15 protein-coding genes are annotated in these 11311 nt (G+C 72.0%); 9 read left to right on the top strand and 6 right to left on the bottom strand.

Features of this window, described 5'->3' with window-relative positions:
• A partial coding sequence (locus P696_RS56205) for a DUF397 domain-containing protein (RefSeq protein WP_157429899.1) occupies positions 1–109 on the bottom strand: 109 nt, incomplete at its 3' end.
• Positions 106–930 carry a helix-turn-helix domain-containing protein gene (locus tag P696_RS56200; RefSeq protein WP_157429898.1) on the bottom strand — a complete coding sequence of 275 codons (825 nt, stop codon included), beginning with the start codon at positions 928–930 and terminating at the stop codon, positions 106–108. The genes P696_RS56205 and P696_RS56200, both read right to left, overlap by 4 nt.
• A 123-nt stretch (positions 931–1053) precedes the next feature.
• Between P696_RS56200 and P696_RS0125120 the strand changes: the two genes are divergently transcribed.
• From P696_RS0125120 to P696_RS0125100, 5 genes are all read left to right on the top strand, one after another.
• Positions 1054–1401, top strand: a complete 348-nt coding sequence (locus tag P696_RS0125120; RefSeq protein ID WP_157429897.1) for a hypothetical protein — start codon at positions 1054–1056, stop codon at positions 1399–1401.
• A gap of 74 nt (positions 1402–1475) precedes the next feature.
• Positions 1476–1826 (top strand): hypothetical protein, encoded by a 351-nt coding sequence (locus tag P696_RS0125115; RefSeq protein ID WP_157429896.1) that lies wholly within the window; start codon positions 1476–1478, stop codon positions 1824–1826.
• Between the two features lie 56 nt (positions 1827–1882).
• Positions 1883–2305 (top strand): DUF4260 family protein, encoded by a 423-nt coding sequence (locus tag P696_RS52935; protein WP_084338092.1) that lies wholly within the window; start codon positions 1883–1885, stop codon positions 2303–2305.
• Positions 2298–2813 (top strand): TetR/AcrR family transcriptional regulator, encoded by a 516-nt coding sequence (locus tag P696_RS0125105; RefSeq protein WP_026414487.1) that lies wholly within the window; start codon positions 2298–2300, stop codon positions 2811–2813. The genes P696_RS52935 and P696_RS0125105 overlap by 8 nt, the downstream gene beginning before the upstream one ends.
• A gap of 64 nt (positions 2814–2877) precedes the next feature.
• Positions 2878–3411, top strand: coding sequence for a hypothetical protein (locus P696_RS0125100; protein ID WP_211245844.1), 534 nt, complete (start codon positions 2878–2880; stop codon positions 3409–3411).
• A gap of 15 nt (positions 3412–3426) precedes the next feature.
• Here the strand turns inward: P696_RS0125100 and P696_RS0125095 are convergent, their stop codons facing one another.
• Complete coding sequence (locus tag P696_RS0125095; protein WP_026414485.1) at positions 3427–3849, bottom strand: MarR family winged helix-turn-helix transcriptional regulator; 423 nt, start codon at positions 3847–3849, stop codon at positions 3427–3429.
• A gap of 94 nt (positions 3850–3943) precedes the next feature.
• Here P696_RS0125095 and P696_RS0125090 point away from each other — a divergent pair, with 94 nt between their 5' ends.
• Entirely contained in the window at positions 3944–4588 is a 645-nt protein-coding gene (locus P696_RS0125090) for a TetR family transcriptional regulator (RefSeq protein ID WP_026414484.1), read from the top strand.
• A 48-nt stretch (positions 4589–4636) separates the two neighbouring features.
• Positions 4637–5983 (top strand): SMI1/KNR4 family protein, encoded by a 1347-nt coding sequence (locus P696_RS0125085; protein ID WP_026414483.1) that lies wholly within the window; start codon positions 4637–4639, stop codon positions 5981–5983.
• A 63-nt stretch (positions 5984–6046) separates the two neighbouring features.
• On the opposite strand, the gene P696_RS47955 is transcribed toward P696_RS0125085, so the two are convergent.
• Complete coding sequence (locus tag P696_RS47955) at positions 6047–6643, bottom strand: DUF1707 SHOCT-like domain-containing protein (protein WP_034486623.1); 597 nt, start codon at positions 6641–6643, stop codon at positions 6047–6049.
• Positions 6644–6841: 198 nt separating this feature from the next.
• Here P696_RS47955 and P696_RS0125075 point away from each other — a divergent pair, with 198 nt between their 5' ends.
• Positions 6842–8092 carry an MFS transporter gene (locus P696_RS0125075; protein WP_026414482.1) on the top strand — a complete coding sequence of 417 codons (1251 nt, stop codon included), beginning with the start codon at positions 6842–6844 and terminating at the stop codon, positions 8090–8092.
• Positions 8093–8209: 117 nt separating this feature from the next.
• Here P696_RS0125075 and P696_RS0125070 read toward each other — a convergent pair whose 3' ends face one another.
• Both P696_RS0125070 and pdxR read right to left on the bottom strand, forming a co-directional pair.
• Entirely contained in the window at positions 8210–8440 is a 231-nt protein-coding gene (locus P696_RS0125070) for a hypothetical protein (protein ID WP_026414481.1), read from the bottom strand.
• A 29-nt stretch (positions 8441–8469) separates the two neighbouring features.
• Positions 8470–10080 (bottom strand): MocR-like pyridoxine biosynthesis transcription factor PdxR, encoded by a 1611-nt coding sequence (pdxR, locus tag P696_RS47950; protein ID WP_051468124.1) that lies wholly within the window; start codon positions 10078–10080, stop codon positions 8470–8472.
• Positions 10081–10151: 71 nt separating this feature from the next.
• On the opposite strand from pdxR, the gene P696_RS0125060 reads away from it, so the two are divergent.
• Positions 10152–11093 carry a DMT family transporter gene (locus P696_RS0125060; RefSeq protein ID WP_034486621.1) on the top strand — a complete coding sequence of 314 codons (942 nt, stop codon included), beginning with the start codon at positions 10152–10154 and terminating at the stop codon, positions 11091–11093.
• The last annotated feature ends 218 nt before the right edge of the window (positions 11094–11311 follow it).

Here is an 11311-nt window from a genome sequence, read left to right as displayed (position 1 = left end):
CCTTGCTGTCGCGGACGCCGACCCGGTGCTCCAGGTGAGCGACCTCCACACAGTCGCCCTGCTGGGTGCCGCTGTGGCTGGACTTACGCCAAACGGGAGTGGTGCTCAACTGAACGCCTCCATCAGCCGACGGATCAGGTCTCGCGAGAGACCCTCGGGGAGCGCTCTTGCGCTCACCCTGTCGAACCTTACGGCGAACTTCCGAACATCCGTAGGCGACGAGACCAACCTGCCGCCCTCGGGGGATTCGGTGTAGGCGACCTCTCCGTAGTCGTCACCGGAAAGCAGAGTGAAGCTGCCATCAAGCCCCGGATAGGCCGCGGTCTCCCAGTTGCGTGGAACGACACGGATGCTGAACCGCTCCGACGCCTCAAGCAACGCCACGAACTGCTCCTTCATGATCTCGGGGCTGCCCACGGGCCACTCCAGGGCATTCTGTGAGAGCACCACGCTGAGGAACGGGCACGGCTGCTGCCCGAGAATCTCCTGCCGCTCCATACGCTCATCGAGGATGGCCACCCAATCAGGGTCCACGCTTGCCTGCGCCAGCGATCGAGCGTAATCCTCGGTCTGCAGGAGACCTGGGATCACTTGGGACTGGAAGATCTTGATGAAGGCGGCACGGCGCTCCAGTTCCTTGTACTGGTCGAACCATTCGGGATCATGACCGAGGCTGGCATACCACACCAGATGCCCAAGAATGCCACCTGTCTTCCATTTCCGGTCCGCGAGCTCGGCGCGTTTTCCGTCCAGGCGTGCCTGGCCGGTTTCGATACGGGACACCTCGGTGGTGCTGGCACCGATGACCTGGCCGAGCTGAGTGCCCGAGAGACCGCGCTCGGAGCGGAGAATCCGCAGGTACCAGGCGATGAGGTCCCACATGTTGGTTCTCGGCTGCGGCAGTTCGTTGGGGGTACGCTTCCGCGGCATGGCAGGGCTCCCGTCTTCCGAGATGTTCCAAGGTCACGCCGAACAATGCACAAAGTACGTCCGTGCGCACACGCTTGGTGGCGGAAATCGAAAAGTCCACCCAGAAGTTCGGAGGCACTCGACGTGGATCACGAGAAAGCACGGGTCACGGCTTACCCGAAAGGGGATCACCTGCCGTCCAATCAGCGGGTGGCGTTCCTGGAGGTGTTGCATCAGGTGATCAAGGAGGGGTGGCCGGGGCTTCGGTCGACCGTTGTTCTTCGGTCGGGGTGTCCGGTTCTGTTCGTGTTCAACTCGATTCATGTGGCGCATTGCGCGGACGTCGGGTGTGACTTCGACCGGGCGGTGGGGTGGCGGTTCGTCTGGGTCGCCAGCGGGGTCGCGCTCGGGCCCGTCGTGGACGCCGTGGGGGCGGCCGAAAGCATCGCGCGGATGCTGCACGTGCAGGGTGGACGGGCGGTGGCGTTCTGATGGATGTGCCTCAGGTGGAGCGGGTCGTGCTGCATCGGGCTACGGAGATCGTTCGGGCGGCTTATGAGGAGGCCATGCGACGACATGGCTTCCTCTCGTCGACGATCAGGGTGATCAGTTCATACGCGGAGCAGAACCTCGCGGAGTTGGACGCGGCGTCCGACGACGAGCGGGATCTTGACGCGCTTGGGCGGGCCCTGGAGGACGTGGGGCCTGGACTGGACGTCCTGATCAAGCGGGCGGCGGACGGTGACGTGCGGCTCCACGTCAACAATCCGCAGGTCGGGGGGCGTTTCTGCGAGGACGTGTCGGTCGGGTACGGCAACGGCGTCCGCTCGTACCTGTGGTCGTGGGGCGAGGCCATCAGCCCGGTCGGGACGCCCGGGGAGGCCGCTCGCCGGATCGCAAAGGTGCTCCTCTCTTGACGGCTAACGCCGTTAGCCTTACTGTCTAGCTAACGCCGTTAGCCAAGGAGGCCACGATGGTTCAGCACAGTGCAGTGATGGGTGGAGCCGCCACGCAGGGACGGTCCCTCCTCTGGTGGACGGCTCGCGCCGGGTGGGCCGCGCTCTGGGCCTTCTACGCCGCGTTCGCCGGGCTGGAGGTCTGGAACCACGGCGTGCTGGCCCTGGTCATGGCCGTCGCCTTCTTCGTCGCGCCGGACTTCATGATGGTCATCGACTCCAGGAACGGCGGGCAGGGCAAGCTCGGCCCCCGCGCCGTCCCCTTCTACAACGCCGCGCACCGGTCGGCGATCCCGCTCGCGCTGGCCGTCGCCTTCCCCTTCTCGCCGCTGGCGCCCCCCGCCGTCTTCGCCGGACTGCTCGGCTGGCTCGGCCACATCGCCCTGGACCGGACGTTCGGCTACGGGCTTCGCGCCGCGGACGGATCGCGCCGTGGCTGACCGTCCCCGCTCGCGGCAGATCGTCGACGCCGCCCGTGAACTGCTGGAGACCGAGGGCGCGGACGCCCTGACCATGCGCCGCATCGCCGACAGACTGGGCATCCGCGCGCCCTCGCTGTACAAGCACTTCCCCGACAAGCAGGCCGTCGAGGCCGAGCTGATCGCGCAGGGCCTCGCGGAGATGGCCGATGCGCAGGAGGCCGCCGTGGCCGCCGAGCCGGGACAGCCGCTCGTCGCCCTCGGCGCGGCCTATCGCGAGTACGCGCTGGCCCATCCGCATCTGTACCGGCTGATGACCGCGGGCCCGCTCCCCCGCCATCTCCTCCCGGACGGCCTGGAGGCGCGCGCCGCGCTTCCGCTGGTCAAGGCCGTCCCGGACGAGCATCGCGCCCGCGCGGTCTGGGCGTTCGCGCACGGCATGGTCATCCTGGAACTGGACGGACGCTTCCCGCCGGACGCCGACCTCGACCCCGCCTGGCGGGTCGGCATGGCCACCTTCTCCACCTGATCGGCCCCAGGCGCCGACTGCGTGTCTCAGCAGGTCAGCGGCCGATACGTGCCACGATCGCCGGGTGGACGAGCCGCGACCGCAGCCGAACCGACCGGGCGTCGACGCGGAACTGCGCGTCGAGATCGCGACCGAGCGCCTCAAGGAGCGCATCTACGCGACCATCACCATGATCGCGGTCGCCGCCGGGCTCGCCCTCGGCGGCCACGTCGGCCCCGGCGGAGCGGCGCTGTCGGTGATCGGCACCGCCGCCGGACTCTGGCTGGCCACGCTCGTCTCGGACGGCCAGGCGCACATGACCGTCCACGGCGTCCGTCCCGACCGGCACGGGATGCTGCGCTCGCTCTACATCACCAGCCCCCTCCTGCTGTCGGCGGTGAGCCCGCTGCTGCTGATCGGCGTCTCCGCCCTCGGCCTGATGACGCTTCGGACGGCCCTGCTGACCGCCGTCGGCCTGGACGTCCTGTCCCTGTTCGTCTGGGGTTATGTCAGTGGCCGCCGCATGGGCGGCCGTCCGCTCGCCGCGCTGGTCGCGGGCGTCCTCGACCTCCTGATCGGCGCGGTCGTCGTCGCCGTCAAGATCGTCGCGGGCCACTGACACGAGGCTCCCCGATCAGGCGAGCTCGGCGTTGGCGCGCTCGGTCAGGGTCGTGAGGACGCGTGCGGCCACGGCGAGTTCGTCCGCCGGAAGGCCGGCGTAGAGGCGGCTGACGATCTTCACCGTCTCGGCTCCGATCTCGGCCTGGACCGACCGTCCGGCCTCGGTGAGCGCGCCGCCGGACGGGTCGACGAGGCCCGCCTCCAAAACGGAGTCGACCACGGCCTCGGCATCCGTCCGGGCGATCTTCAGGGACGAGGCCAGCAGGTCGATCACCTGGTCACGGTCCTTGTCGCCGGCGGCGAGGGCGTTCAGCACGAGGCCCTGCTGGAACGTCAGCCCGAGCCCCTCCAGCCGACGTTCCAGGACGGCGCGGGTGGCGTAGTGGGCGCGGCCGATGACCTGGCCGTTCAGAGCGGGCGCGGTGGTTGCGGACATCTCGGTTCTCCTCACCATCGAAGTCGATACCTAGAACCTAATGGCACTGAGTCTCATTTAGCAACCGTGCACGGAGCGGTATAGCGTGAGCCGCATGACCTCTCCGATGGCGGGCGAAGACGCGGTGCGGGCGCTGCCGCTGCGCGAGCGGAAGAAGCTGCGGACGCGGCGCGCGCTCGCCGAGGCGGCGCTGCGGATGTTCACCGAGCGCGGCTTCGACGCGGTCACGCTCGAAGAGCTCGTGGACGCCGTCGAGGTCTCCAAGAGCACGTTCTTCCGGACCTTCCCCGCCAAGGAGGCGGCGGCGATCGAGGCCGAGGAGGAGCTGTGGACGGCCTACCTCGACGCCCTCGGCCGCATGCCCGCGGGACGCGCGATCGACGCGCTCCGCGACGTCCTGGCCGAGGTCGTGACCGGTCTCGGACCCGAGTGGGGCGAGCGGTACAAGGCGACGCGACGGCTCGTGGTGACCGCGCCGTCCCTGCTCGCGTACGCGGGCAAACACCGGCACGGCGCCGAGCAGAAGCTCGCCGGGCTGCTCGGCGAACGGCTCGGGCTGCCGGACGACGACCTCCGTCCGCAGGTCCTCGCGCAGCTCACCACGACCGCGTGGAGCGTCGCCGGACGCGGCTGGGTCTTCTCGGACGCCCCGTTCGACGATCTCCTCGACCGCGTCGGACGAGCGTTCGCGGCGATCTCCGGCAGCCTGGAGCTGTCTCTGCCTGAAATGTCGGGCTGAGCGGGCACAATCGGGCTTCGCAACGATCAACGAATCCGGAGGTCCCGCATGCCCGCCCTCGACGACTTCGCCACCTGGGTGCCCCTGCTGCGGCTCGTGCGGGACGGGCTCGGCGCCGAGGGCGGCCGGGCCGAGGGGTTCATCGGCCAGGGCAGCTGGAGCGTCCCGGTGCCGCGTCCGGCGCCCGTCCTCGGGCGGGCCTACCAGGTCAGCGACATGCAGGAGGAGTGGGACGCGGTCGAGCTGGTGCGCGACTCGCTCGGCGCCCTCGAGGGCGTCTCGTTCGTCGTCGACATCGAGCCGGACGGACACACCACGCTCCGCCTCATCGACACCGGCGCCGCCGCCGACCGGGCGGTCGGGCACGCCGGTCCGGGCGAGCTCGTCTTCGTCGAGGGCGCCGTCCCGGAGCCGTGGCGCCGCCTCCCCGAGCCGTCCCCGGACGCGACTCCCGCGCCCACGGCGGACGCGGAACTGCTGGAGCGGACGCTCCGCGAGCGCCTCCCCAACGCGATCGGCGCGACGGACGAGGAGATCGCCGCCGCCGAAGCGCGGCTCGGCGTCCCGCTCCCCGAGGAGCTCAAGGCGCTCTACCGCGTCACCCGGGCCCGGTTCGAGGACCTGAACGGCGACTACACGGCGATGGGCGACCACGCCCGCGCCGTCCGCTGCGAACTCTTCCCCCTGGACGGCCTCTACATCGCGGACGCGGCGTCCCGTCCAGCCCCATGGCAGTTCGCCGCCGGAGACGCGGTCGTCACGCTGCCGGACGACGCCGTGCAGGGCCTGGTCGGCTCGCCCGGCTGGATCGCGTTCGGCGACAACGGCGGCGGCGACCGCTACGCGATCGACCTGACGCCCGGCTCGAAGGGGCACCTGGGCCAGGTCATCCTGATCGGCCACGAGGAGAACATCGGCGGCGAGCTCATCGCCGACTCGCTCACCGACAGGATCGTCCACGACCGGGACAGCGCGTGGCGGCCGTCCGGCGAGCGGTCCCGGGCGGTGGCGTACGTGAACCACGCGAGCCTGCCGGGCGTCGAGGCCGCCGCGCACCCGGACCTGGAGGTCCTGCACCTCGGCGTCTGGGAGGACGAGCCGCTCAGCCTCGCGCCCGTCTTCGACTGCCCGCGCCTGCGCACGCTGACCGCCTACCCCCGCACGCTCGCCGACCCGCTGGAGATCACGCGGCTCCGGCACCTGGAGTACCTCGCGCTCTCGCCCGAGGACTGGCGCGTCCTGCTCGACGCGGACGCCGTCCCGCGCACCCTGCTCGCGGCCGGGTTCGAGGGCTACGGCACCGACCCGCTGCTCCTCACGTCCCTCGCGAACGAGCTGCTCGCGCTCTGCGAACGCCCCCCGATCACCGAGACCGTCCTCGATGGCGTCCTCTAGCTAGGGCGTGTCTCGAAGTCGGCGCCCGTGGCGAGCGGCGCCCAGGTGGCTTTGAGACACGCTCTAGGAGCGGCGGCGGGGGAGGCGGGCGCGGGCGCGCTCGCGGAGGGTGCGCCTCGGGGCGCGGGCCGTGATCGAGCCGAAGATCAGCGTGCCGCTGACCTCCACGGTCGGGCCGTCGTGCTCGGGACGGGTGCGCAGGTCACGGGTGGTGAGCGCGGTGCGTCCGGTGACCGTCACGTGCACCCCGTCCGGGACGAGCAACCGGACGCGCCCGGCCACCAGCAGCGAGTCGAGGACGATGTGGCGGCGCTGCAGCACGGCGTCGCGCAGGTCGAGCTCGACCGTCCCGAACAGCGCGAACAGGGGCAGCTTCACCGGGACGACCCAGCGGCCCTCACGGCGCGTCCGCCCGAAGAGCACCGACACCGGACGGTCGTCCACCAGGATCGGCTGGGACTCCTCGGGGCCGAGGTCGGTCGTGAGGCCCGTGAGCTCGCCCAGGGTGCGGGCGGCGTAGGCGCGGGAGGTGCGCTCGGCGTGCTCCTCCATCGTGATCCGTCCGTCGGCGAGCGCCTCGCCGAGGACCGCGACCACGCGCTCCCGGTCGGTGTCGGACGCGCGCAGGTCGCGCACGCGGGGCGGGCGGCTGCTGTCCACGCCGCCAGCGTATCCGCCCGCCCCTGCGTATCCGAAGCCCAGACAGCCCGTCCGGTGTCGTGGGCTGTGGCCGAAGAGCAACCTTTTCGCTATGTTCGCGGGCGTTGACCGCCGAGTGTCCGGCTCTCTACCCTCATGCGAAACTCTTTCATGTTTCGGCCGCCCGGACCCCGGATTCGCGGTTGAGAAGGGGCGGATATGCCAACGGAAGCCGCCACGGCACGGGCCGTCACCGGCCGGGACCGCCAGGCCCGGCTCGCCGCGTACGCCGCGTTCGCCGTCCAGGGCCTGTGCTTCGCCACCCTGGTCGGACGGGTCAACCAGCTCCGCGACGCGCACCACATGACCGACGACCAGATCAACATCCTGGTGCTCTGCGTCCCGATCATCGCCGGTGTGGGCAGCGCGATCGCCGCGCCGCTGATGGGACGCTACGGCAGCGGCTCGGTGCTGCGGATCTCGCAGCCCCTGGTCTGCCTGTCCGTCCTCAGCATCGGCCTCACCGGGCACGCCAACCTCCCGCTCTACGTCCTGATCGGCCTGTTCGGCCTGGCCGTCGGCGCGGTGGACGCGTCGATGAACTCGCAGGCCGTCCGCGCGGAGCGGGCGTACGGCGTCAGCATCCTCACCGGCTTCCACGCGCTGTGGAGCGCGGCGGCCGGGCTCGGCGCGGTCTGGGCGTGGGCGGCCAACGAGTACGTCTTCCCGGACTCGCTGACCAAGTCGCTCGCCGTCGGGTTCGCGATCCCGGCCGTCCTCGGCATCGCGGTGTCCGCCGCCGCCGGGACGCGGCTCTACCGCCGCTCCGAGGAGGTCGCGAGCGTCGCCGCGGACGCGATGAAGTCGGCGGCCAAGCTCGTCCCGTGGCGGCCCGTCCTGATCATCGGCGTCGCGATGGCCTGCTTCTACATCGCCGACTCGATGCTCTCGAACTTCGGCACGCTGTTCTTCGACAAGGACCTGCACGACAAGTCCGTCGCGCCGCTCGGCCTCGCCGCCTACCAGGTGATGATGGTCGCCAGCCGCGCCGTCGCCGACCTCGGCGTCCGCCGCTTCGGCGCGACCAGGGTCGTCCGGGCCGGGACGCTCGTGGGCGCGCTCGGCCTGCTCCTGGTCTTCGCCGCGCAGAACGCCCCGATGGCCATCGTCGGCTTCGCCGTCACCGGCCTCGGCCTGTGCGTGGTCGCCCCGATCTCGTTCTCGGCGGCGGGCAAGGTGGACGGCAGCGGACTCGGCATCGCGGTCGCGCGCGTCAACATCTTCAACTACGTCGGGTTCGTGGTCGGCGCGGTGATCGTGCTGATCGTCCAGCCGCTGTCCAGCTACCAGGCCAGCTACGCCGTCCCGGCCGTGCTGACGCTCGTCACCATCGCGCTGGCGCGCGGGTTCGAGCCCGCCGACTCGGCGGGCGAGCCCGCTCCCGTGGCGGCCGAACGTCCGGTGGCCTGACCCTCCGAACCCACCCCCGCCCCGCGTCCGTCGCGCACGACCCCCGCTCCGTGCGCGCCGGACGCGGTCTTCTTTGGGGTGGGCTATGAGAGTCGGTGTGGGGTCGCGTGGGTGGGGTCAGTCCTTGCCGATGGCCATGATCGCCTTCTCGCCCGCGTCGCGCGCCTCGTCCGGACTCAGGTCCGTGGAGGCGCGGTCGAGCGCCGTGATCGTCGCGTCGATCGCGGCGCGGGCGGTGACCGCGTTCTCCTGCGCGCGGTCGAGGTCGCCGAGGCCGATCAGGTCGAACGACACCTGCGCGTCGTGGACGGCCATCTTCAGCTGCCGTGCGGCCTCGTCCAGAGTCATCCGTACCTCCTATGACGGGAACCCCGTTCCTACCCTCGCCGACCCTCGATAACCGTCCGGCCAGCGCCGTCGCCCCGGCCTGGGGCCGGGGTTCGCGCGTGGGCCACGGCGGCGCCGAGAACGCGGGCGGCCTCGTGCAGGCGGGTCTCGGTGAGAGCGGCGTATCCGAGGACGAGCGCCGGACGACGTCGCTCCGCGCTCCACATCTCCCTCGCTCCGTGGACGAGCACACCTGACTCGGCCGCCACATCGATCACGGTGGTCTCGGACGTCCCCGGCGGCAGCTCCAGGTACAGGTGGACGCCCGCGGAGATGCCGCGGACCACGCCGTCCGGGACGTGCTCGTGGAGCGCCTCGACCAGCGTGTCCCGCCGGGCCCGGTAACGCCGTCGCATGGCCCGCAGATGACGGTCGTACGCGCCGTCCGCGAGCAGGCGCGCGAAGGCGTGCTGGTCCAGGACGGGCCCGCCGAGATCGCTCAGCTCGCGGTGTTCGCGCAGGTCGTCGGCCATCCACGGGGGCGCGACGGCCCAGCCGAGCCGCATCCCGGGGGCGAGGGCCTTGCTGACCGAGCCGAGCAGGACGGTCCGCTCCGGCGCGACGCCCTGGAGGCAGCCCACCGGGTCGCCGTCGTAGCGGAACTCGGCGTCGTAGTCGTCCTCGACGATCACCGCGTCGGCGGCGCGGGCCCAGTCCACCAGGGCGGCGCGGCGCTCGGGGGCGAGGACGACGCCGGTCGGGTACTGGTGCGCGGGGGTCACGAGCACGGCGTCCGCGCCGCTCCAGGCGAGCGCCGCGACGTCCAGGCCGCCCGCGTCCACGGGCACCCGGACGATCCGCGCGCCCGTCGCCAGCAGCATCGGGAGCTGGCGCTCGCTGGTCGGATCCTCCACGGCGAGCGTCGTGCGCCCGGCCACGACCAGCGCCCGGACGGCCGAGGACAACCCGAGCGCCACCCCGTTCATGATCACGACCTGGCCGGCGTCCGCGTGCGCCGCCCGGACCCGTCCGAGATACGCCGCCAGCTCGGCCCGCAGCTCGGCCACCCCGCCGGGGTCGGGATAGGTCAACGCCTGATGCGGGACGGCCTGCAGCGCCGCCCGATAGGCCGCCAACCACCGAGACCGCGGAAACGCCGACAAATCGGGCCGCCCCGGCGTCAAATCAAACCGCACCCTGCGCGGGCCCACCCCGCCCCATCCGTCCGCCCAGGCCCGCCCGTCCGGCCCGGCGCTGCCTTCCCTGCCGCTCTGGGCCTGCCCGGGAACCTCCGCGCGCCCGCGCAGCCCGCCGGTCGGTCGTCCGTTCCGTCCGACGGCCTGGCCTGGGCCGCCCATTCGCCGGGGGTGGCTGGTTGGCTCGGCGGGGGTCGGGGCGGAGACCGAGACGGGGCGGGCGTTGGGGGCGACGCGGGTGCCGTCGCCCCGGCGTGCGACGAGGAAGCCCTCGGCGATCAGCTGCTCGTACGCGGTGACCACGACGCCCCGGGAGATGCCCAGGTCGCGGGCCAGATCGCGGCTGGACGGCAGGCGCGTGCCCGCCACGAGGCGTCCCGTCCGGATCGCGTCCCGGCAGCCTGCCGCGAGTTGCGCCGCCAGGTGCCCGGCCGCGTGGTCGAGGCTGAGATGCAGGTCCGTCACGACTTGGTCCTCTGAACGGTGAAGAGATTGGCCCTGTTTCATGGACCAAAGCGCTCCTAGCGTTCCATGCCATGACCACTTCGGCCAACACCCGCGACATCGTGCAGGCCGCCCTCGCGATGTCCATCGTCGGGTCGCTCACCGCCGTCTCCGCGACGATCGCGGACTTCCCCGTCTTCGGCGGGCAGGCCGTCCGCTACGCGGGCGCGGCCGTCCTGCTCTTCGCCATCGCCCGCCTGGACGACCGCCGCACGGGCGGGCGGGCCGGACGGCTTCCGTCGAGGCGGGACCTCGGGTTCCTGGTGATGCTGGCGGTCACGGGGCTGGCGGCGTTCAACGTGTTCATCGTCCTCGGCACGCGGGACACGAGCCCGGCGACGATCGGGACGGTCATCTCGGCCGTGCCGATCGTGCTGGCGCTGGCGGCGCCGCTGATGGCGGGACGGCGGCCCGCCCCGGCGACCGTGCTGGCGGCGTGCGTGGTGACGGCCGGGGCCGGGCTGGCGAACGGGCTCGGCGGCGGGACGGTCCGGGGGCTGCTGCTGTCGCTGGGGGCGCTGGGCGGGGAGATCTGCTTCTCGCTGCTCGCCGTGCCCGTCCTGCCTCGGCTGGGACCGATCCGGACGTCGGCGTGGTCGGCGGCGCTCGCGTCCCCGATGCTGCTGGTCACGGGCCTGATCACGGACGGACGGCACGTCCTGCGCCTCCCGACCGGCGCCGAGTTCGCGGGGCTGCTGTACCTGACGGTCGTCGTGACCTGCGCCGCGTTCCTGCTCTGGTACGACGCCCTCGGACGGATGGGCGCCGACCGGGCGGGCCTGTTCGCCGGGATGATCCCGGTGAGCGCCGTCCTGACGACCATGATCCTCGGCATCGCGACGCCCCGTCCGGCCGAGGTCGCCGGGGCCGCGCTGGTGGCGGTCGGCGTCGCCCTCGGCCTGCGTCCCGCGAAACCGGCCCGGACGCCACGGAAGGCCACGGCCGAGCCGCTCAGGGCGGAAGTCGCGAAGTGACCTCGCCCACCGGCAGAGTTCTCCCCGCCCCACGCCTCCCGGCCGGAGGGTCCGTGAACACACGCCTTCCGGCTCGAGGGTTCGTGAACACACGCCTCCCCGCCGGAGGCTCCGTGGAGTCACGACCTCCCGGCCGGAGGGTCCGTGGGGACACGGGCTCCCGGCCGGAGGCTCCCGCCGACAGGTCGTACCCTGTAGGGCGGCCCCACCCGGACACC

It is taken from the genome of Actinomadura oligospora ATCC 43269 (assembly GCF_000518265.1).
Classification (GTDB): Bacteria; Actinomycetota; Actinomycetes; order Streptosporangiales; family Streptosporangiaceae; genus Spirillospora; species Spirillospora oligospora.
Note: the sequence above shows the minus strand (reverse complement) of the source record. Positions and strands in the feature narration are given on the sequence as shown.